Source organism: Allobacillus halotolerans (assembly GCF_018967645.1).
GTDB lineage: Bacteria > Bacillota > Bacilli > Bacillales > Alkalibacillaceae > Allobacillus > Allobacillus halotolerans.
The window spans coordinates 25680-46487 of record NZ_JAHLZF010000006.1; the positions used below are offsets into that span (position 1 = coordinate 25680).

Here is a 20808-nt window from a genome sequence, read left to right on the forward strand (position 1 = left end):
TTGTATCGATTTATTCACCTTTTACAGGGAGGCCTTCCAAGTAATCAACGGCATCCTGAAATTCATCAATTGGTATAACCTTCATATCCGTCTCGATGTCTTCAGCCGTTTGCTTAGCTACTTCATAGTTAGAGCCTTCTTTTCCACCTTCGTTAGGAGCAAGAAAAATGTCAGCCCCTGCATCATCGGCTGCAACGACTTTTTTGTCAATGCCACCAATCGGATGGACGTTACCGTCGTAATCAATTTCACCTGTTGCTACAATTTGATAACCTTTTGTTATGTCTTCATCAACAAGTTGATCGTAAACCTCCAAGGAAAAAATCAACCCTGCACTTGGGCCACCAATTCGACCGCTGTCGTAGGTCACCTCACGATCATGAACAATTTCACGATCAGTTACAAGCGAGATTCCGATACCAGGCCGATCAGGCGTTTCACCTAATGAAGCGAGTTCAATTTGTAGATCCATTTCCTCCTCTTCTCGGCTTATGGTCAAATGCAATTGATCACCAATGGATTTTTTTGAAGTAAGTTCAATGACTTCTTCTGCAGAATTGACTCGTTCACCTTCCACTTCGACAATTTGATCACCCGATTTCAGAATCCCTTCGGCCGGCATATCTTCCATCACCAAACCTACATAAGCGCCTTGATAATTAATGGTCAAATCTTCATCTGCTGCCTGAAAAGCAACCATTGTCGCTGCTTCTTGAGAATTCTCCATGAAGTGCAACTGTGCTTCCATATATTCATCTTGGCTGATTCCTTCCGGTCGGACGTCTTCCAAATCATATATCTCGAAATACGGACGAATTTTTGCCATCAAATAAAAAATCGGAGTTGCCTGTCCGCCACGGACCGTTACAAGGTTCATTTCACCTTCACTTTTGCTTCCGTTTTCTACTTTCACTACTCCATCCAACGCTCGTATATCTCCTGGTTGATAAATGTAATAGTCTAATTTATAAAAGCTTAAAAAGAACGCAACGGCTAATGTTACCACTAAGACAAGTATATGTTTTCGTCTAAAATACATTTATTGATCCTTCCAATCTGCCATCATCTTTTTAATGGGATCGAGATATTTCACAGCCTCAATCTCACCTTCTCGAATGATTTCTTCAATTTGTGTATAGTTTCTTGAACTGTATTGATAGACTTGCGGTCGCATAACAACTTCTGCGTCCATGATGGTTTGCTGGGTTATATCATCTTGCATGATGTCTATGCTTTGCATAATCACATCATAAATCGTATTTACGTCTGAATTGTTCTCAAACTTCGAACAATCTACAGCAATAATCAAATCTGCTCCCATATCACGGACAACAGAGATTGGAACCCGGTCTATCACTCCTCCATCAACCAACATACGACCATCTATCTTTTCAGGTGTAAATATACCTGGAATGGATATGCTTGCGCGAACAGCTTGAGCAGCGTTCCCTTCCTTTAAAATAACTTTTTCCCCATTGTAAATATCTGTCGCAACGACATGAACAGGAATCGGAAATTCCTCCAATTGCTTCTGATAGGTAAACATTTGGATATATGATTTGATTCGATCACCTTGGATCAACCCCAATTTTGGAACGGTAAAATCCATAAAGTATTTCAACTTAAAGGTCGAGGCAAGCATATATAAATCATCAATTTTTTGGCCTGCACCATAAAATGCTCCGACTAATGCCCCCATGCTGGATCCGGCTATGTAATCAATGGGAATGTTGGCTTCTTGTAATTTTTTTATAACACCTAGATGAGAAAAGCCACGAGCGCCTCCAGAGCCTAGTGCTAAACCAATTTTCGGTCTTGCCATATGAATGAACTCCTCCACTCTTCGTCAGTTCAATGCATAACTGAATGATGTACAAGCGTATATTTGAAGCAGGTAGTTATTTACAAGTTTATTTTACTATGTACAAGACTATTCGTACAGTCAGGGTACTTCAGGGAGGAACCATTGTGAAAGAACAAATTAAATCACTCGTTATGGCAATTTCAGCTTCTTTTTTAGGTGTTAGTATAATTCTTTTTCCTGAACAATCCTTTGAGGCTTCCTTCCGAGGTATTCAATTATGGATCGAGGTAGTTTTCCCTTCCCTGCTGCCATTTTTCATTGTAGCGGAATTATTAATGGCATTTGGAGTCGTTAAGTTTATTGGTGTTTTATTGGAACCGATGATGCGTCCATTATTCAATGTTCCAGGGACAGGTGGCGTTGTATTAGGCATGGGGTTAGCCAGTGGATATCCAGCCGGCACGAAAATAACGAGTCAGTTACGAAAAGAGAATGCGATTAGCAAAACAGAAGGAGAGCGTCTAATTTCGTTTACGAATGCTTCTAATCCACTTTTTATTTTTGGGGCCGTCAGTATTGGTTTTTTCCAAAATGCAAAAGTTGGTTTACTCCTTGCAGTCAGTCATTATCTTGGCTCTATTTTGGTTGGATTGTGCATGCGTTTTTACAAAAAAAATGAACGCTCAACAGTGAATGCGGTAGGAAAAACAAAAAAAGAGGGTCTGCTTATCAAGAGAGCATGGAGCGAACTCCACACTCACCGATTGGAACATAAGCAGACACTCGGACATGTGCTTGGTCGAGCTGTCACCTCAGCCATTCAAACATTATGTATGATTGGTGGATTTATTGTTCTCTTTTCTGTACTTAACCAAATTTTATACCTTACTGGTATAACCGTTCAATTGGCAGATCTATTGAATACCATGCTCTATTCCTTTGAGGACCTCAAACAGTTCACTTTACCAATCGTATCAAGCATATTTGAAGTCACTATCGGTTCTCAGTTAATCACTCAAACAGAACATACGACAATACTTGCACAATTGATTGTTGTTAGTGGAGTACTTGCATTTAATGGATTATCGATTCATGCGCAAATCGCTTCCATTGTTGCTGAAACGGACTTACGATTTGCCCCTTATTTCTTTGCTCGATTTTTGCATATTTTATTCGCAACAACGTTAACATTCATTCTCTATAAGCCGCTTTATGTCAACCGTTTCTCGGAATCAACGAACGAATTACCAGTCATGCAAACGGAACCCAATCCGAGTTGGTTTAGTCAATTTTATGAACAGTTCACTCAACTCGGGCCAATTTTCACAGTGTTGACGCTGATTACATTTTGCTTGTATATGATGATTCAAATCAAAAAATCGCACTCGCGTTAACGACCTCTTTTATTAGCGGTATTTTTCTTTCAACGCTTTTTCAACAGCTGCTGGTACTAAATCAGAAACATCGGATTGATATCTGGCAGCTTCTTTGACAATACTGGAACTTAAAAAAGAATACTGGTTATTCGTCATCATAAATAACGTTTCTATATCCGCATTCAGTTTGCGGTTCATTGAGGTGATCTGCATTTCATATTCAAAGTCACTGACAGCACGTAGACCACGTAAAATAGCTGAAGCGTTTTTCTCTTTGGCATAATCAACGACAAGCCCTTTACTTTCGTCGACTGATACATTCGGTAGATCTTTTGTTGCTTCTTTAATCAATTCAATTCGCTCTTCGACTGTAAATAACGGCGATTTTGATTGATTTTTGAATACAACTACAATCACTTCTTCAAAAATTTCAGCTCCTCGCCGAACAATATCCAGATGTCCATTTGTAATTGGATCAAAACTCCCTGGACAAACCGCTATCTTACTCATTTTATATTCCCCCTCTGATAATAACGATATATAGTAATCGATGTTAAGGATGTCTTCGCTGATTGCTTCTCTTTATGAAATAAATCTGTGCTCTCAGGTAATATTTCATCCTGATCATGTTCACACACAATAAGTGCTTGATCTGCTAAAACACCCGCATCATGCATGGCTTCAAATAAAGGGTCAAAAGATATTTTTCCATAAGGTGGATCGAGAAATACATAATCAAACTTTTTATCCCTTTTACCTGCAGCCTTGATTGCTCGAAAAGCGTCTGTTCGATAGATCTCACACTGTTCAGTTAAATTCAATTGACGAATATTCTCTTTGATCAATTGGTTTGCTTGATAATCTTTGTCCACAAAAATTACATGGTCCACTCCACGGCTTAACGCTTCAATTCCCAACCCGCCACTTCCAGCGAATAGATCCAATGCACTGCCACCTGGAAAGTAAGGTCCGATCGAATGGAAAAGTGCCTCCTTCACTTTATCTGAAGTAGGTCTTGTCTTTTGATTTGATACCGTTTTTATCGGGTGACTCTTGTATTTTCCAGAAATAACACGCATGAAAATCACCTTTTTTTAAAAGTTTATGTATATCTTTGATCGATTCAGTGAAGGATATTCACAAGAGCGGTATTAGAGGAACCGTTCTATACGGAGAAGTCTTATCATTCCCCATAAGTACTTCTTCCGGTTTCTCCTCTCCCTTTTTGTACTCTTTGTTATGCAAAGAGACCTTTTGCTCTTTTTCATTTTTGAAAAAGAGCTTTTTTTATGAGAAAACATCGTGACCATTTGGAAGCGGTTTAATAATAGTGACTTACCAACTATTTTCAATTGTTCACCTAACATGCGACAAAATGTCCCACCATTCAGCAAATTCTTTTTCATTTTACCAAAAAGTCTGCTCTCTTGCGAATGAATTCACAAACTTCTTTCAACATGATAGATTTAAAAGAGATTCATACGGAAAAAATGAATTTGCATGAAACTTTTGTGCAACACGAGGAGATTGATTATGGGACAACGATTTATTCAACTAGGTGAAGGTTACAGTGATTTTTATGAGTTAATGACTTTGATCGAATATATGCATAAGCGGGTGAAACACCTTTATGCGTTTCACACAAAAATAGATGGCAAAGAAAGAACCTCATTAGCGGCATCTTTCCAGCCCACCGAACAAGGAAATTTCCAACCCATCTATATTTGTTTAGAGGGAATCCCTCGTCCTAACGGGATTGATAAAAATATCCGTTTTGAGCAATTTCAACAGCTAGCTGACAAATATAATTTCCAACTTGTCGAGATGGAGGTTCCTTCTTCTGAAAGCTATCACGAATTAACCTTATATTTTAATCAATTGATATCCATCTTACGTCTTAACCATCTATTGCCACCTCTATAACAGTATAAATTAAGCTCCGGGCTTTAGTGAACCACTAATAAGCCCGGAGCTTTTATGTTAACTGGATTTTGGAAAGCTTTCTAACTCCCCTTGTTTCTTAATCGGCTTTTTTAGTTGTTCAAATTCCATTTCAACCTCTGGCCGATGTGAGATCTCCACACTTTTGACGAAATTATAGTTTTCAGCTATTTTTTTTACATCTTCAAGCTCATCTTGATTGACATAAATCAATGCGTATTTCTTTTTCTTAGAGGCATAGATCAGATGCCCCAAACGCTTTAATTTTCGCAGATTTTTCATATGTCTAAACCAAATAATAAGACCTTGTCGTTTTGTGAACATCATCTACCCCCGCTTTCACTGATTACGTCTACCGAATTATTAAGAAGCTTGGCAGCCACAAGAACCGCCGCTGCCACATCCACAACCAGAACCATGATCCTTCAAAGCAAGCCCTTCACGAGGTGCTTTGATGTTCTCACTGATTGAGAAGGCCACAATTTCAGAAACATCATCCAATAAACCTTGCAAAGCTGTTTCTTTTTGACGGAATATTGCTACCCGATCATGCATGTCGAGTTCTCTTTTTGTTCCTCGAATTTCCTTCATGATTTTTGTATAGTCTGGATGGTAACGACCAAAGCGCTGCACATCTTCATAATCATCTTTCATCGCAACAAAATTATGAATCAGCTGTGCAGCCCCCTCGTCTTTATATAAAAGATCTTTCTCTATCTGATAAGCTTCGTATTCTTCTGAACGCTTGATCATTTGACCAAGTTTCTCAGCCTGCTCGAGCAATTCAATAACTTCAATATTGGCTAGCACTCTGACACCTCCATAGGGCTATCATAACAAAATGAAGAACATTTTACCATGCTTTAATCTCTAGAAAAAAGGGCCCATATCTGATCTTTTGTTTTGACGCTTTGATTGATTCACTTGTTCTGATATCCGCTGAATTTGTTCCATTGTAGTGGATAATTGTTTGACATGTTTTTCAATACGGTCAACATCCATTTCGGAGAGTTTATGCAAAATATCTTGCCATTTAATTTTCTGGTTGGAATCCTTTTGTTCATCCTGTTTTGTTTTTGATTCAATGTCTTTTTGAAACAGGATAGCCGTTTCGCCATATTCATCCCACTCATTATAGAGTGATTGCCAATCATATCCGTCTTTCTTCAATTGTTCGAATAATTTTGGATGATCACGAACAAAATCACGAAACTCTTGAACCCGCTTCGGCAGTATGATACCTGACATTTACATCCCTTCCCTTACTTTTATGCTATATACTACGTCAAACCAGGCAAATTGGTTCAAAAATCAATTATGTCTAATTTGTTACACATTGATGATAATTCCGGATTAATAATTGATTAATGTCGCGTTTCATACTATGATAATCTTAGTGAGAAGATATAGAAGAGGTGATTGAATGAAAATCGAGAATAAAAATTTTGATGGAACAGTAATTCACCAAGAACCATTGACACACATCATGGAAAAAAACGGATTTGTGTTGGGTTCCCAGTGGGACTATGAACGTATGACTTTTGATTATAAAATGAACTCTACTTTAAAAAATGTTACTTATTACTTACGTGTAGCGGGAGAAGCTATTGAAGGTGATGTTGATTTTAAATCAGCAGTCATTCGTTTAAAAGAACCATACTTAGGAACTCACTATTATCCACACGGTGTAGAATACGGAGAAGATGAAGAATATCCGCAACAAATCTTGGACAAAGTAGACCGGGTTGTCAAAAAACTCGGTGAAGATTTACAGAAATATAAAGAAAACAATCAATAATTGTTTGTGAAACTTCATTTCATTCAAAATAGAATGAGATGAAGTTTTTTTGTATATACTGGATTGATAAAGTCGTCTTTTCAATATCGGCCATTTATATAATGGATCGTTGTTCGTAATGTCTACTGAATTGACAATGATTTTAAAATAATTTCATATTATTTCTTTTATTTGTTGTTAGCATTTTACTGAACGTGGTATATTGAACATACACAGCATTATGAAGGGGGTTTAATCGTTAAGTGGTAAGAAATTTAAATAAAAAATATTGGATCATCATTTTACTCATTATTCTCTTCATTTTATTTTTATATTTTATCTTGCCGATCTCAATACCTCTCATCTTAGCATTGTTGACAGCTCTTGTTTTAAACCCCTTGATTCGTTTAGCAATACGTAATCTTCGGTTAAGCAGATTAACTTCCGTGTTAATTGTTTTCTTCATATTCATCATATTGCTGGGAACGATCGGAACATATACAACAGTTAAAACGATTGGCCAGGTCGTTCACATGGCAGAAAATGCACCTTCTTATATTTCAAATGTTGAAGATGTATTGGTCGATCTAAGAGAAGATATTGAGTCGTATACACGGGATTGGCCACCTCAATTTATACAGGAAGTGGAAAAGCGAGCTGTTCAAAACTTCGATAACTTTCAATCACAGTTGATGGAATATATTGAAATAGACAATATCGCCCAAATTTTCGTTAAGATTCCAGAGTTCTTAGTTGGTTTGATCGTCTATTTAATTGCGCTATTCTTGTTCATGCTCGATTTGCCATTACTACGAAACAAAGTTTATTCGTTTCTTTCTGAAAAGTCCCAAGAAAAATTGAAATACATGAACGCTCGGTTATCTCATGTGTTCCTCGGTTTTTTTAAAGCACAATTTCTTGTCTCTCTGATCATCCTGGCTGTAACTCTAGTTGGATTGTTATTTATCACTCCTGAGATTGCTATATTAATGTCAATTATCATTTGGCTTGTCGATTTAATTCCGATTATCGGCTCCATTATCGTTCTCGGACCTTGGGCATTGTATATGTTCATAACTGGAGATATGAGCATGGGTATACAACTCTCTATATTAGCGATTGTTTTACTCGCAATCCGCCGTACCATTGAACCGAAAATGATGGGTCATCATATTGGATTACGAGCGTTACCGACATTAATTTCTATGTATCTAGGCTTACAATTAATTGGTTTTGTTGGATTTTTCCTTGGACCATTGGTTGTCATCTTATTCAATTCGGCACGTGAAGCAGGAATCATTCGGTTTAAAGTAAAATTTTAAGTTAAATAATGAATGAATACCCCCATTTGAAGAGTGTTGATGGTTATTAACAATCTGTTAATGATCAACACGACTGGAAATGGGGGTATTTTATGAAAAATAAAACAGACCGCTGACTTTTGCGTGGCACACATCGGACATTGGCTTTTTCAAGTAAATGTTTCACCACTTCTTTTCCCGCTGAAAACATCACTTCTACTTCATACGATTCAACAAATTGCCCTTTATGAAAACGAAAAGACTCCAGTAAGAGAGCAAACTGCCTCTTAACTGGAGTCAATGAATTGATTGCGTTAAAAAATAGCTTTAAATAAACTTGTACTGTGTCCTCCGTCATAAAGTACATACAGCAACAAGTAAACGGCAACGCCTGTAATAGCTGTAAAGAACCAAATAACACTTGTATAAGGACCGATTTTTCGGTGTTTCGTAATCTTTCTCTTGAATGCCAAGGTCAGTGAAATAATTCCGAATATCCCACCTGTAGTAGCCAAAAAGATATGAAAGATTAAAAAGATCGTATAATAAATTTTTATGTCATCTGGACCACCGAACGCCGTGTTTCCTAAAAAGAGTGTACGTGACATATATAGGATGAAAAAAGACAGTGCTGATATCGATGCTAAAATCATTGAAATCCGATGAGCTTTATATTTCTTCTTTGCGATAAATATCCAACCGATTGCCACAAGTATCGCACTTAAAACAATAAAAAATGTACTGATGGTTGGTAGAAATGGCATTTAAAATCAACCTCTTTCTGGTGTGATGGTTTGCTGTGATGATGGCAACGGATCGATTCCTCTGTTTTCACTGTTATACCATTGATAGAACAATGCTGCTAGAACACCACCGTATATAAATTCTTGGGATACTTTCATCACAATTCCTGCTAATTGTTGATCATTAACGATGTCAACATTCATAAAAATTTGTGGTCCTCCTAAATTTAACCCTTGCAATACTTCAACTGGAACACATAGGGCCAGCGCATTCATAAATGCATCCGGCTGTGAGTAAGTCGCATATAAAGGCGCGTCAGCAAAGATAATTAGCGCACACGATGGCGTAATCAATAAGCCGCTTGCGAAGATATAAAAGATCTTATAGAGCGGTCGAATGATGACACGTTCTTTAAACGGTGTCATTAGTGGCCACCAGAAAAAGAATGCCCCAACAAAAATCAACAATGTAATGCTCCAGTGGACAAAGTTATTCGTTTTGGAGAAATCCAAAACCACAGGTAGATGATAAAACGAAAACAGCGCATGGAATACAATGATCGCAATCAGTGGCTTAGTAAAGAAGTTCATGATTGGACCAATCAAACGACTGTTAAATACATTTCTCCACCATTGTTCTGGAATTCCCTTAATCACAAGCATGGGTATAATAAGATAGAAAATTACCATTTGTAACATATGGACAGACAGAAAGATATGGGACATGATATACAAAGGAGCGCCTTTGACTAAATAAAATAGTGTAAGCGCGAGATAAAACCAAAGTTGTTGCTTTCCGCTTGGTCTTTCCTTTAACCCTGTCTTTTCTTTCAGCGGGCCTGTAAATAAATAATATAATAAGCCTAATAAAATGGTTATGAGTAACGTTAATGGATTCCAAAGTGCTTGGAAACCAAAAATTTGTAGTTTATCCCACATTTTGAATTCACCTCGGGAGTTTTGTCTATAGCGTATTTACCTCAGTATACAACAATTTTTCATTGTACTCGACTCATAAAACCAACGTTTGAAAAATTGTAATAAATAATTTCTCTTTCATTCACATTATTGACTTATTTAAATCGTTTCATCTTTTCACCATGAATGCTTATGCAGCAATAATTTCTAATTCCTGCTTAGCTTGTGGTAAAGGGACACGATGATCCAAATTGCTGTCGGAAGTACTATGCCCCCAATTACTCCTGCTGCTATAATATTAACTGCAGAACCTGTACCACTGACAAAAAACAAAATAATGACAGCTATTACGAGTAAAAGGAATGGTATGATGGACCCTATATTTGCTAACCCTCTTCTTCCTTCAGCCTTCCATTTGTTACTGTAAGTTGTGATTGCCGTCCAAACTGCTGGTACAGAAATTGCACTGAGTATAGTGGCTATTACTATAAGTAGTGATTTTAATGTACCTGAGCTGTTCATCACGCCAACCCAGGAAAGTGCAGTCATTAACATTGATGGAATGGCTAAGTTCTTCATCATGCTACTTGAACTTCTATATTTTTCAATCGTAGAGTCGCTGTCAGTATAGATCGGTTTTGTACCGGGTTGTGCACGAAACAAATGTATGTTCCCTTCTGAGTTAACATGTGTCCATCCAGCAGACGAGAAGAAGTCAAAGTATTCCTTTTTCTCATCCTCCTTTAACCAACGATAATCTATACTGTATATATAATCGGATTTCTTACCTCTCTCAAGTGAATAACCCATAAAACTAAAATCAAATACGTGCCTGCCCTTCAGAGAATATCGACGTAATTTTTCCATATCTTTATTTTCTGAAAAGGCTAAACCGCCTGATGTAATATATTTTATTTGGTTCATTCTTCATCCTCCTTCAATCCTGTCTCTGCTAGTTCAATCATCTGTTTCCTTATTTTAATATCCTCTTCCAACACTTTTTTCCCTTTTTTAGTAAGCATATAAGTTTTACGTCTTGAGTCTGACTTATCATACAAATAAATCCATTCTTGTTTTAATAATTTCTTAATAATGGTGTACATGGAGGCAGGGCCTATAGTAACAGCTCCTTTTGTTGTTTCCTCAATTAAGTTCATAATACCGTAGCCATGTCTCGGTTTAGTCAAAGCAGCCATAATATAAGCCATTGACTCTGTTAATTGCCCCGTTTCTTTCAACTGATCACCCTCTAATTCTCCCTATAATGTATCACAAAACGATATATCTAAAATCAATGTATCACAATATGATATAGTTGTCTACAAGCATATCATCAATTGATATATCTAATGGTAATCTATTGCTCAGACCTATTCTTTGCCTTGAACTTACTTCCTGTATTCCGAATAGAATAAAGAAAAATAAAAGGAAGATAATCCTACAAACGAAGCGGTTCTGCTATGAAACGTGAAATCAGTAAGCACAAAGACTGTGTATTGGTTGCCTGAGATCGGGACAAAGTTTTGGAGAGCATTCATCTTCAAAGAAACAAAGCAATCAAAAACGATTTGATGGTTCACAAGAATATAATTCAAAATATTGGAACTTATGATACGATTAGAATATCTAAATTGATATTATAATTATTTTTCTAAGTAACCGGGCAGTTTGAGTTATCAAGAAAGGGAGATGGCAATTTGAAAAAAATAACTATGGCCTTTCTACTATTGGTCTTTCTGATATCCGGTTGTTCCAATGAAGTTGGCTCAAAGAATGTATCGCTTGATTTCCCAACAGATGTTAAGACTAAAATTGAAAACTTACCTGAAGAAATACAATCAAACTTAAAATATCCAACAGAATTTCCCAACGACCCTTCATTTGTTTCGTTTTCCTATCAAACTACCGATATAAATAATGAACTAAATGGTGATATCATATTTACAGAATTTACTTATGGAGGTGACGAGAAAGGTTGGATGCTTCACGTCACTACTTGGCATTCGGAAGTTCCCAACTTGGATAGCAGTGATTATGAAACTGTAACTTTGACAAATGGTATAGAAGCAAATATTAAAAAGAATAGCCAAGGAAAAGTTTTGGAATGGATCAATGAAAATGGAGAACTTAATTCACTGCTATTGATGCAAACTTCAGAGGAACGTAATTATACAATAGATGATTTGGTTGAAGTTGCTAATTCAATGGTCGAAAGGAAATAATACCTCGTCAAAATCACCTTATCAATTCAAAAATGACTTACAAGTTATGGAGGTCACTTTTTTCTAACCTATAGATCAACAATGAACTTTAACAGCGCCTTAATAAAAGAGCTATATAAAAAAGGGGTATTCGGATTTTATGGTGGAAAGGGCTTATAAGTCACCCTTTTCCAATTTTTTAATAAGTGTGGAAAAATCGACACCATAATTACCTGTTATGACGTGGTCTGTTACTTCATGCCAATTGAATGTATCGTATAACATAGCTTTGCTAAAAGCACTTGAATTAAATCGTGGCTTACGTTTCTTATGGAGGTTCTCATTAAACAATATCTTTGCTCGTAAGGCTTCAAATGAGTAACCTCTACCCATTCGTTCAACTTGCCTAATAATGCTGTTTATGGACTCTGTATAAGCGTTAGTTAGCCCTTTATCAAAGTAGTTGAAGATTTCGTCTTGCCAGTTGTCTACGGCTCTCACAAGGTCTTTATATGCATCTTTAGAGTTGCTTGATAAACAACGTTGTTTCCAATATCTGTAGCGATCTCTTCCTTCGTCCGAATTAGCTGTGTCCCATATCCAGTAAAACTCTTCTTTGAGTTCATAGGCTTCTTTTAAGTCAGGGATATTACCTAACCAAGTTTCTAAAAGGAAAAAGTCTCGTTCATTCAAATCATGTTTGCGTTTAAGAAGGATATACCTCTCACGCATAAGAGTACGCCTTTCTTTGGCAGTCATATTGGCTTTAAGAGACTTCCTGACGCTGTCTAAGGCTTGATTAGCCATACGGACTACATGAAACTTATCTACGACTACTTTAGCCTGTGGTAAGACAGTATTAACTGCATCTTTGTAAGGTTTCCACATATCCATTGTGACGTATTCAATATAATGTCTATCACTAATCTCTGAAAGCCGTTGTATAACAGTCGCTTTGTTACGGTTATGCTTAATATCAAAGATGGTTTTACGTTCGATATTAGTTAGTACAAGACGAGGTTTACGGATAATGTGTATTTCATCTATTCCAAGCCATTTAGGAGTCTCAAATTGGTATTCTCGTTCTTTGAATGCCACATAGTCCTTAAAGACGTTTCTAACGGTCTTTTCGTCTACACCAACGCTTTCAGCTACTTCCACAAAAGTTTTAGACATGGACTGATCTTCAATAGACTTTAACAGTCTTCTGGTCATGCTACGCTTTTCATCCACGGATATAAGGCGTTCCCAAAAGGTAGAGTTACATGTACGACACTTATATCTTGTGCGGTTTAGTTGTAAGCCCACTCGCTTTAAACGAATGGGCAAGTCCATGATTAGTTGCTTTCTTGAACTGTGTTTGTACAGTTTGTCGAAACCACATTCAGGACAACGTTCAGGTGGTTTGATTGCTTCCACTTTAAACATCATGTCGGTTTCATTTTCTTGTGGTGGTTCCATTGTTTTAAGGTCTGGTAGGAATAATAGGTCTGACATAATGTTCATCCTTTACTACTCTGTGGTGTTAAGGGTATCAAGTATAGGCTTAATATCGAAATCATCATTGTTAAATTATTTTTCGTGAGCACAAATGCTCTTAGAACATCCCATAAAGCATTTATATATAATAGATGATCGTAAAATAGTGTGAAAATGTTCCTTTTGTAGACTTTGCTTAACTAATGCACCCTTTAGCACGATAAGAAAATCTTCTATTTGCTGGTATACTTGAATAAGGAGTATTGTAAAAAAGTTCTCTTACCCTGCACAACAAGATAATTTCGATACATCTTTATCGAACGTAAGTGCAGCTAATTTTAGCCCTTCAGCCATTGTTAAATATGGTGCTAGGGTTTCTATTAAATCTCCTATGGTTAAGCCAAATTTAACAGCCAGTGTCGCTGCATAGATGACATCTCCTGCATTCTTAGATACAATATGAACTCCTAATACTTTTAATGTGTTCGCATCTGCCACTAGTTTAAATACACCAGTTGTTTCACGGTTAACAATTGCTCTTGGAACAGCATCTAAAGGTAATACAGACGTCTTCACTTCATACCCTTTCTCTTTTGCTTGTTCTTCTGTTAAACCAACCGTTGCAACCGATGGATTCATAAACGTAACAGCAGGAACTATCGTTAAATCTAATTTCTTGTTTAACCCACTAATAGCATTATCAGTAACAATTCCACCTTCATAGGCTGCTACATATACAAATTGCGGTCCTAATGTCACATCTCCTGCTGCATAAATCTTTTTATTACTTGTTTGAGCAAAATCATTGATTACGATTTCATTACGTTTTCCAACTTCAACACCTGCCGCATTTAAATTTAAAGACTCCGTATTGGGTTTTCTTCCTGTTGCAACAAGTAATTGCTCTGATTCAACGACTTTTTTCTTGCCATCTACTGTTACATGAACCTTTTTTAGTTCTCCATCTTGCTCGACACGCTCAAATGTTGCCCCTTTGACAAGGTTTATACCTTGTTCAATTAATGCTTTTTCAACTGCTTCTGAAATCTCTGTATCATACTCTTTTAAAAGTCGCTCACTTCTTTGCATAAGCGTTACTTCTGAACCTAAATTATGAAATAGTTGCCCAAGCTCCATTCCAATGTATCCTGAACCAATCACCGTTAATCGTTTTGGCACTTTCTTTAATTCAAGTAGTGTTGTACTTGTTAGATATTCCACTTCTTCAAGTCCTGAAATTGGAGGTAAAGAAGGAGAAGCCCCCGTTGCAATTAAAAAACGTTTTGCAGACAGTTTCTTCCCATTTACTTCAACCGTATTTTCATCAACGAATTTCGCTTCACCCTCAATCAAATCAAAGCCATATTCATCGATTAAATCCACATATTTTTGATTGCGAAGCTCACTCACCAATTCATTTTTTTGCTTGATTAAAGGAGCTAATTCCACTTCACCAGCAGATGTTTGTAACCCTGTGAACAGATTTACTTTTGCTAAATGATTGATTTCCCCAGCTCTAAGAAGTGTTTTTGATGGAACACAACCGATATTTACACATGTTCCTCCAACCGTTCCGCGCTCTATCATGGCAACTTTCGCCCCGTATTCAATCGCTTTAATGGCAGCCGAAAAAGCAGCTCCACCAGAACCGATGATAAGTAAGTCATAATTGCCCTCATTACCTAACACCACATTTTCGTTAGGTGATACTTCTTCTATTTCCCCAAGCTGATATTTTGCTTCACCAATAACCTTTTTTGCACTTTCAATCCCTATATCATCAAGTAATTCAAACACTGCTTCACCACGACGAAAACTAGATTCAATATTTTTAGCACCTATATTTTCAAGTGCTGATGCTACGTGTTTTTCACAGCCTGTACAAGTCATTCCTTTAATGTTTACCTTAAATTTATTCATAATAAAGCTCCTTTCATTAATCTCTCATGTTAATGTTTCTATTATTGGACACGAATGTAATTGCTTTTCATCTGGACATCGTTGTTTTAAGTCATCTAACATAGTTTCAATTCGTTTTAAATCCTCTATTTGCTTTTGAACATCCTCTTGTTTTTTAGAAACAAATTCAAACATATCTTGGCAACGAACTTCATCTTTATCTACAACCCCAAGTAATTTATAAATTTCACTTAAAGAAAAACCAAGCTCTTGTATTCGTTTAATAAACCCTACACGCTTAACGTCATCATCTGAATATATCCGATAACCAGCTTTCGTTCGGAGAGGGTCTTGTAATAAATTTTTTCGTTCGTAATATCTAATCGTTTCTTTGTTAACCCCACATTTATCTGCGAACTCACTAATACGATAGATCACCTTATTTCACCCCATCAAAATTATAAACCGTGTACCATAGTACACGGTCAAGTAAATATATTATTCAACTTTTCTTGTTCAAGTATTCTGCATCGTTAGTTACAAGATACCATTTAAACTCATCCATACAATAATTCGAATATCCCGTTAAAGTGTATTCATAACAATAAGTATCCTTTTTGGAGTATGTCATGACACTTTTACCATGTATTGGGCAATATATTTCCCTCGCTCTTGTTCGTTGGACAATTTTATTTTTCTCTCAACATAGCCCTCTGTAACCGTCAAGTAGAAATGAACAATTTCTGCTCATTAATTTTGAACACTTTTTTCTTGGAACAGAGACTGCCTATATTTAATTCGATGACTGGATCCATTTAAATGAACAACCTCTGAGCGATGGAGGAGGCGATCTAGGATCGCCGTTGTTATTCCTTGGTCACCAAGCAGCTCTCCCCATTCTTCAGGTCCTTTATTGGACGTTAATATAATCGAACTCCGTTCGTATAGGTGATTGATTAAATGAAAGAATAAGTTTGCCTCGTTCTGATCCATTGCCATATACATCAGGTCATCGATAATAATCAAATCGGCTTCTCGAATACGTTTCAATTTGAGTTGTGATTTCCGTAGGTAATCTTCCGATTTCAAAACGGAAATCAAATCACCCATTGTAATGAATGAAACACGTTGTCCCTTATGAATAGCTTCTAAACCTAATCCAATTGCTAAATGTGTCTTACCAACTCCAGGCGGACCCAAGAATATTAGATTAAAAGCCTCATCTAGCCAGTTTAATTCCTTCAGTTGCTTGAGTTGCCTTTCACTTAGGGATGGCAGTTCTTTAATGTCAAATTCATTAATGTTTTTTTGAAACGGGAATGCTGCCCACTTTAAATGCTTCTCAATCATTTTCTCCTCTCGACGGTTTTCTTCGAATGTAAGCATTTCCCTTAAGAATTCCTGATAGGTCCAAGAATGTAATTCTGCTTTTCTTAGTAAAGATGGTAATTCTTTTGATGTCTCAACTATTCTTAAGTTTTTGAGTTGTTGTTGTAACCCTTCCACTGAGTTCCCCATCTCAGACACCTCCTAATATCTCAAGGTAGCCATTTAATTCTCTTTTTGCGGCTGTTGCCATTTTTTCAGGAGGAAGTCCTTTTACTGGTATGTCAATGGATGAGGATAAAGTCTTTTCTTCCTTTATGTTTTTAAAATGCTTTGCTACATCCCGTAAATCATTTGCACTCCACAGTTTCTGCTCAACACATTTATTCAAGGCTTGCTCTATAAAAGGTTTATACTCCTTTGCTGCTTTTTGAATAAGTTGTAATTGATCTCTAATATACCTAGGGTATAGTAATTGAATTTGTTCAAGGAACACACTAATTTTTTCACTGTCTTCAAAAGTCTCTATTACAGTGTCCTTATATGCTTGTATTCCTTTTGTTTTATCTCTAGAATGGTCTTTGTTTTTTATTAGCTGACCCGTTCCAAGGGATAATGGATGAATCGCTAGTGGCTCACCTTCGGGTTCTTTAGTAATTATTAATTGATTCTTATCAATAGTTACATAGACTTTATTCACACCGTGTGGAGTATACGTTCCTAGTGGCAAAGAATAACGATTCGATTTGTATTTAATAATATTGTCCTTATGGACTGTTCTTGATATACTTGAGTTAGAATTTCTCTCGAAAGAGAGAATGGATGAGACTTTTCGTAAGTGTGGCTTTTCGACGGCGAACACTTCGACAGGTCTCTTTTTTATTGTGTTATGAACTTGGTGATTTCCTTTTCTTTCAAGCCAAGCTAAACACTGTTCATTCCACGTTTCTAATTGGTGAAAGATTCGATTTTTGGCAAAGTTTCTTTTGATGAATTTGACGACATTCTCAACTTTTCCTTTGGATTCAGGATCAGCTGCCCTGCATAAATAGACTGAAAAACCTCTCTCTTGCTTATAAGCTTGAAATTCCTCGGTATATATGATATCTCCTCCATTTTCACTGACAGTCATCAATTTATCTTGGTCATAAACAATTTCTTCTGTTACACCTCCATAATATTCAAATGCATTTTCATGACACCGTATGACGTCTCGAGTAGTAAAGGGATGTTCCTGCCACTCTGAGTATTTATATCTTGAGTGAGACAAGACAAAGGCAATCGTGTATAACTTTTTCCATCTTTTTTCTACCGTTTGTACTTTCATTTCGCCAAAATCAACTTGCATTTGTTTTCCTTTCGGCAATTCTTCTATTGCTTCATAACTCCGATAGGTCAATGTTTTAGGTATGTGATACTGTTCTCGCAGTTCGCGAACATAAGTGCGGACTGTGCTGTCACCTACCTCTTTAAAAGAACATCGTTCTTCTAACCAATCCTGGACTTGCGAAGCCGAAAGATCTGGATGCTCTTTCAGCCAAGAAAGAATATGTTCACGATAGGGATCCAGCTTCCTTTTTCTTGTTTTCAATAGCTCTACCCACTCAAAAGCCTCATGTAAATTTTTTTCAAGATACTCATAGACAGTTGTTCTTGATAAACTACATTTTCTTGCGATCTCAGACACCTTGAAACCCTGCATCTTCAATTGATGTACCTTTAGAATCATTTCTAACTTCCACACCTTCTTATCCCCCAAACTAACTATTTATTCATGCCTTTTTAGTTTAGCTGAGTTTGGGTTTATTTGATAGAAAGTGTTCATTTTTATCAAGCAGAAACTGTTCAATTTAGTTTAGCAGTTACACCCTCGTATTTGATTGATACCTTATAATACTATTATTTGTCTCAATATTCCACCAGATAATCCGATTTAAACAACAGTTGTTTTTAAGCTATTAAAAAAGTAATTCCACCATATATTCCGAAGACCCTAAAAAAGAAGACCTCAATTCAAGATTAAGGTCATCTCATGGCCAATGGCTATATTACTAATAAAAATATTATAGAAAAAACTCAACTTTTCTTGGTTCGATATAGATCAAGTTAGTTTTTCATTCTTGGATCTAACGCATCCCTTAATCCGTCACCGATCAAATTAAATCCTAAGACGACAAGCATAATGGAAACGCCTGGAAAGATTAACGTCCATGGTGCAAGCTGAAGGAAGTCTCTTGAATCTGCAAGCATTTTTCCCCATTCTGGTGTTGGCGGTTGAGCACCTAATCCCAAAAACCCTAAGGCTGCAGCTTCCAATATAGCGGTACCGAATCCTAGAGTAGCTTGAACAATAATTGGTGCTAAGCTGTTCGGTAAAATATGATACAAAATGATTCGTCCGTTTTTCATCCCTTGTGCTTTAGCTGCCAGCACATATTCTTCTTCACGCAAACTTATGACTTTTGAGCGTACGAGACGTCCAAATATAGGTATATTGATGATTGCAATGGCGATCAACGCGTTCTCCAACGAAGAACCAAGAATCGCAACAACTGCAATGGCTAGAAGTATGCTTGGAAAAGCAAGCAGGATATCAAATATTCGCGAGATGAGCATATCAATCCATCTCCCGAAATAACCGGCGCAAATCCCAAGTAATGTTCCGAAGATCAATGCACCAATAACTGCAAAAAAACCAACATAAAGAGAAATTCTTGCTCCATAGGCAATGCGCGTAAATATATCTCTGCCTAAATCATCTGTACCTAACCAATGCTCCGCTGATGGCGTCATTAATCGATTGACAGGGTCTTGGTCTTCGAATCCATATGGTGTGAGTATAGGGGCGAAAATTCCTAGTATCAAGAAGAAAATAATAATTATAAATCCAGTAATCGCCATCCGATTTTTTCTCAGTTGTTGTAATGTTTCTTTTAAAGGAGATGTTTCTTCTATTTCTTCTGAACTCATTTGGTGCTTCTTTTTCGATGGATTGGTAGCGACCTGCTGTTTTTCTTCTTTTTGCATTTTCATACCCCCTTAATATTTAATCCTTGGATCAATAAATGCATATAATAAGTCAACAATTAAATTAATAATGACAAACAAAAATGCAATGACCAATATCCCTGACTGGATCACAGGATAATCCCGGTAATTGATTGCTTCATATACATACCGTCCAATCCCTGGCCAACTAAATATGGTTTCCGTTAAAATTGCCCCTCCGAGTAAGACGCCTACCTGCAAACCAATGACCGTTAAAACAGGAATGATTGAATTTTTTAAAGCGTGTTTATAAATAACTAAAAACTGTCCTGAACCCTTTGCTTTAATCGTTCTGACATAGTCCGATTTCATAACCTCGAGCATGCTTGACCGAGTCATTCTGGCAATAATCGCCATCGGAATGGTTCCTAAAGCAATACTCGGTAAGACTAAATGTTTCAGTGACGTAATTAATTGTTTCATGTCCATGTGCAGTATGGAATCTATTACATAAAAGTGGGTAATCGGGTCAATCGGATCGCGACTTTCTTGTCTACCATAAGCCGGTAGCCATCCTAGCTCTTGAGCAAATAACCATTGCTCCATCAATGCCAGCCAGAAGACAGGCATGGAAACACCGACTAAGGCGAAGACCATTGCCAAAAAATCAAACCATGAATTTTGTTTCCAGGCACTGATTATGCCTGCATTAATTCCAATAAAAACAGCAAATATCATGGCAAAGAAAGTTAATTCTATAGTAGCAGCCAACCGAGGACCGATTTCTGTGGTAATACTCGCTTTCGTTCTGAGGGAAGTTCCTAGATCGCCTTGAAGCAAATCACCTACATATGCTGTATATTGAATGAAATAATTTCGATTTAATCCCATCGTTTCTTCTAAGTTAGATATCGCTTCTTCAGTCGCTGTTTCACCCAAAATAGTTTGTGCCGGGTTTCCAGGAATTAAATGAATAATTGAAAACGTGATAACAGTCATTCCAAAGAGAACAGGAACAAGCATGAGTAAGCGACGGGATGTATATGCTAGCATGT

At 36.9% G+C, this 20808-nt stretch carries 23 protein-coding genes; 5 read left to right on the forward strand and 18 right to left on the reverse strand.

Annotated features, from left to right (window positions below; all coding sequences use genetic code 11):
* Positions 1 to 10: 10 nt before the first annotated feature.
* Both KQ486_RS05550 and KQ486_RS05555 read right to left on the reverse strand, forming a co-directional pair.
* Positions 11 to 1039 carry a SepM family pheromone-processing serine protease gene (locus tag KQ486_RS05550; RefSeq protein ID WP_216687025.1) on the reverse strand — a complete coding sequence of 343 codons (1029 nt, stop codon included), beginning with the start codon at positions 1037 to 1039 and terminating at the stop codon, positions 11 to 13.
* Positions 1040 to 1822: a patatin-like phospholipase family protein gene (locus KQ486_RS05555; RefSeq protein ID WP_144159686.1), complete on the reverse strand. Its 783-nt coding sequence runs from the start codon at positions 1820 to 1822 to the stop codon at positions 1040 to 1042. It abuts the gene before it with no gap.
* A 146-nt stretch (positions 1823 to 1968) separates the two neighbouring features.
* Here KQ486_RS05555 and spoVV point away from each other — a divergent pair, with 146 nt between their 5' ends.
* A complete protein-coding gene (gene spoVV / locus KQ486_RS05560; protein WP_255439629.1) occupies positions 1969 to 3198 on the forward strand; it encodes a dipicolinic acid transporter SpoVV in 1230 nt (409 codons plus the stop codon).
* Between the two features lie 12 nt (positions 3199 to 3210).
* Here spoVV and coaD read toward each other — a convergent pair whose 3' ends face one another.
* Both coaD and rsmD read right to left on the reverse strand, forming a co-directional pair.
* On the reverse strand, positions 3211 to 3690 hold the full coding sequence (gene coaD, locus KQ486_RS05565; RefSeq protein WP_216687026.1) for a pantetheine-phosphate adenylyltransferase: 480 nt from the start codon (positions 3688 to 3690) through the stop codon (positions 3211 to 3213).
* Positions 3687 to 4259, reverse strand: coding sequence for a 16S rRNA (guanine(966)-N(2))-methyltransferase RsmD (rsmD, locus tag KQ486_RS05570; protein WP_144159692.1), 573 nt, complete (start codon positions 4257 to 4259; stop codon positions 3687 to 3689). The genes coaD and rsmD overlap by 4 nt, the downstream gene beginning before the upstream one ends.
* Positions 4260 to 4713: 454 nt before the next feature.
* On the opposite strand from rsmD, the gene KQ486_RS05575 reads away from it, so the two are divergent.
* Entirely contained in the window at positions 4714 to 5103 is a 390-nt protein-coding gene (locus KQ486_RS05575; protein ID WP_144159695.1) for a DUF7147 family protein, read from the forward strand.
* Positions 5104 to 5160: 57 nt separating this feature from the next.
* Here the strand turns inward: KQ486_RS05575 and KQ486_RS05580 are convergent, their stop codons facing one another.
* The 3 genes from KQ486_RS05580 to ylbD are packed head-to-tail and all read right to left on the reverse strand — an operon-like array spanning position 5161 to position 6369.
* On the reverse strand, positions 5161 to 5445 hold the full coding sequence (locus tag KQ486_RS05580) for a YlbG family protein (RefSeq protein WP_216687027.1): 285 nt from the start codon (positions 5443 to 5445) through the stop codon (positions 5161 to 5163).
* A gap of 39 nt (positions 5446 to 5484) precedes the next feature.
* A complete protein-coding gene (locus KQ486_RS05585; RefSeq protein WP_144159701.1) occupies positions 5485 to 5931 on the reverse strand; it encodes a YlbF/YmcA family competence regulator in 447 nt (148 codons plus the stop codon).
* A gap of 60 nt (positions 5932 to 5991) precedes the next feature.
* A complete protein-coding gene (gene ylbD / locus KQ486_RS05590; protein ID WP_144159704.1) occupies positions 5992 to 6369 on the reverse strand; it encodes a spore coat protein YlbD in 378 nt (125 codons plus the stop codon).
* Positions 6370 to 6544: 175 nt separating this feature from the next.
* On the opposite strand from ylbD, the gene KQ486_RS05595 reads away from it, so the two are divergent.
* Entirely contained in the window at positions 6545 to 6919 is a 375-nt protein-coding gene (locus KQ486_RS05595) for a YugN family protein (protein WP_144159707.1), read from the forward strand.
* Positions 6920 to 7161: 242 nt separating this feature from the next.
* The gene (gene ytvI, locus KQ486_RS05600; RefSeq protein ID WP_216687028.1) at positions 7162 to 8220 is read left to right on the forward strand and encodes a sporulation integral membrane protein YtvI; all 1059 of its coding nucleotides are present in this window, start codon (positions 7162 to 7164) and stop codon (positions 8218 to 8220) included.
* Positions 8221 to 8513: 293 nt separating this feature from the next.
* Here the strand turns inward: ytvI and KQ486_RS05605 are convergent, their stop codons facing one another.
* From KQ486_RS05605 to KQ486_RS05620, 4 genes are all read right to left on the reverse strand, one after another.
* On the reverse strand, positions 8514 to 8963 hold the full coding sequence (locus KQ486_RS05605; RefSeq protein ID WP_144159713.1) for a DUF420 domain-containing protein: 450 nt from the start codon (positions 8961 to 8963) through the stop codon (positions 8514 to 8516).
* Positions 8964 to 8969: 6 nt separating this feature from the next.
* Positions 8970 to 9881, reverse strand: a complete 912-nt coding sequence (gene ctaG / locus KQ486_RS05610) for a cytochrome c oxidase assembly factor CtaG (protein WP_144159716.1) — start codon at positions 9879 to 9881, stop codon at positions 8970 to 8972.
* Positions 9882 to 10067: 186 nt separating this feature from the next.
* The gene (locus KQ486_RS05615; protein WP_144159719.1) at positions 10068 to 10784 is read right to left on the reverse strand and encodes a DUF2812 domain-containing protein; all 717 of its coding nucleotides are present in this window, start codon (positions 10782 to 10784) and stop codon (positions 10068 to 10070) included.
* Positions 10781 to 11098, reverse strand: coding sequence for a PadR family transcriptional regulator (locus tag KQ486_RS05620; RefSeq protein WP_144159722.1), 318 nt, complete (start codon positions 11096 to 11098; stop codon positions 10781 to 10783). Before KQ486_RS05620 ends, KQ486_RS05615 begins: the two co-directional genes overlap by 4 nt.
* 459 nt (positions 11099 to 11557) lie before the next feature.
* Between KQ486_RS05620 and KQ486_RS05625 the strand changes: the two genes are divergently transcribed.
* The gene (locus tag KQ486_RS05625) at positions 11558 to 12082 is read left to right on the forward strand and encodes a hypothetical protein (protein ID WP_144159724.1); all 525 of its coding nucleotides are present in this window, start codon (positions 11558 to 11560) and stop codon (positions 12080 to 12082) included.
* Between the two features lie 153 nt (positions 12083 to 12235).
* Here the strand turns inward: KQ486_RS05625 and KQ486_RS05630 are convergent, their stop codons facing one another.
* From KQ486_RS05630 to KQ486_RS05660, 7 genes are all read right to left on the reverse strand, one after another.
* Positions 12236 to 13558 carry an ISL3 family transposase gene (locus KQ486_RS05630; RefSeq protein WP_144159727.1) on the reverse strand — a complete coding sequence of 441 codons (1323 nt, stop codon included), beginning with the start codon at positions 13556 to 13558 and terminating at the stop codon, positions 12236 to 12238.
* 261 nt (positions 13559 to 13819) lie between these two features.
* Entirely contained in the window at positions 13820 to 15460 is a 1641-nt protein-coding gene (gene merA / locus KQ486_RS05635) for a mercury(II) reductase (RefSeq protein WP_144159730.1), read from the reverse strand.
* Positions 15461 to 15484: 24 nt separating this feature from the next.
* Positions 15485 to 15877, reverse strand: coding sequence for a mercury resistance transcriptional regulator MerR (merR, locus tag KQ486_RS05640; RefSeq protein ID WP_144159733.1), 393 nt, complete (start codon positions 15875 to 15877; stop codon positions 15485 to 15487).
* 312 nt (positions 15878 to 16189) lie between these two features.
* The gene (istB, locus tag KQ486_RS05645) at positions 16190 to 16957 is read right to left on the reverse strand and encodes an IS21-like element helper ATPase IstB (protein ID WP_144163348.1); all 768 of its coding nucleotides are present in this window, start codon (positions 16955 to 16957) and stop codon (positions 16190 to 16192) included.
* Between the two features lies 1 nt (position 16958).
* Complete coding sequence (gene istA, locus KQ486_RS05650) at positions 16959 to 18494, reverse strand: IS21 family transposase (protein WP_246569211.1); 1536 nt, start codon at positions 18492 to 18494, stop codon at positions 16959 to 16961.
* A 377-nt stretch (positions 18495 to 18871) separates the two neighbouring features.
* Positions 18872 to 19735 (reverse strand): ABC transporter permease, encoded by an 864-nt coding sequence (locus KQ486_RS05655; RefSeq protein ID WP_246569212.1) that lies wholly within the window; start codon positions 19733 to 19735, stop codon positions 18872 to 18874.
* 69 nt (positions 19736 to 19804) lie between these two features.
* A complete protein-coding gene (locus KQ486_RS05660; RefSeq protein ID WP_216687031.1) occupies positions 19805 to 20806 on the reverse strand; it encodes an ABC transporter permease in 1002 nt (333 codons plus the stop codon).
* Positions 20807 to 20808 lie beyond the last annotated feature (2 nt).

What these genes read in the sequence shown, in the direction of transcription:
- KQ486_RS05550 (WP_216687025.1), bottom strand. Translation starts at nt 1,039, where the DNA reads ATGTATTTTAGACGAAAACATATACTTGTCTTAGTGGTAACATTAGCC.
- rsmD (WP_144159692.1), bottom strand. Translation starts at nt 4,259, where the DNA reads ATGCGTGTTATTTCTGGAAAATACAAGAGTCACCCGATAAAAACGGTA.
- KQ486_RS05555 (WP_144159686.1), bottom strand. Translation starts at nt 1,822, where the DNA reads ATGGCAAGACCGAAAATTGGTTTAGCACTAGGCTCTGGAGGCGCTCGT.
- merA (WP_144159730.1), bottom strand. Translation starts at nt 15,460, where the DNA reads ATGAATAAATTTAAGGTAAACATTAAAGGAATGACTTGTACAGGCTGT.
- istA (WP_246569211.1), bottom strand. Translation starts at nt 18,494, where the DNA reads ATGATTCTAAAGGTACATCAATTGAAGATGCAGGGTTTCAAGGTGTCT.
- KQ486_RS05580 (WP_216687027.1), bottom strand. Translation starts at nt 5,445, where the DNA reads ATGTTCACAAAACGACAAGGTCTTATTATTTGGTTTAGACATATGAAA.
- coaD (WP_216687026.1), bottom strand. Translation starts at nt 3,690, where the DNA reads ATGAGTAAGATAGCGGTTTGTCCAGGGAGTTTTGATCCAATTACAAAT.
- KQ486_RS05660 (WP_216687031.1), bottom strand. Translation starts at nt 20,806, where the DNA reads ATGCTAGCATATACATCCCGTCGCTTACTCATGCTTGTTCCTGTTCTC.
- KQ486_RS05605 (WP_144159713.1), bottom strand. Translation starts at nt 8,963, where the DNA reads ATGCCATTTCTACCAACCATCAGTACATTTTTTATTGTTTTAAGTGCG.
- KQ486_RS05575 (WP_144159695.1), top strand. Translation starts at nt 4,714, where the DNA reads ATGGGACAACGATTTATTCAACTAGGTGAAGGTTACAGTGATTTTTAT.
- ctaG (WP_144159716.1), bottom strand. Translation starts at nt 9,881, where the DNA reads ATGTGGGATAAACTACAAATTTTTGGTTTCCAAGCACTTTGGAATCCA.
- KQ486_RS05630 (WP_144159727.1), bottom strand. Translation starts at nt 13,558, where the DNA reads ATGTCAGACCTATTATTCCTACCAGACCTTAAAACAATGGAACCACCA.
- ylbD (WP_144159704.1), bottom strand. Translation starts at nt 6,369, where the DNA reads ATGTCAGGTATCATACTGCCGAAGCGGGTTCAAGAGTTTCGTGATTTT.
- KQ486_RS05655 (WP_246569212.1), bottom strand. Translation starts at nt 19,735, where the DNA reads ATGAGTTCAGAAGAAATAGAAGAAACATCTCCTTTAAAAGAAACATTA.
- istB (WP_144163348.1), bottom strand. Translation starts at nt 16,957, where the DNA reads ATGGGGAACTCAGTGGAAGGGTTACAACAACAACTCAAAAACTTAAGA.
- KQ486_RS05615 (WP_144159719.1), bottom strand. Translation starts at nt 10,784, where the DNA reads ATGAACCAAATAAAATATATTACATCAGGCGGTTTAGCCTTTTCAGAA.
- KQ486_RS05595 (WP_144159707.1), top strand. Translation starts at nt 6,545, where the DNA reads ATGAAAATCGAGAATAAAAATTTTGATGGAACAGTAATTCACCAAGAA.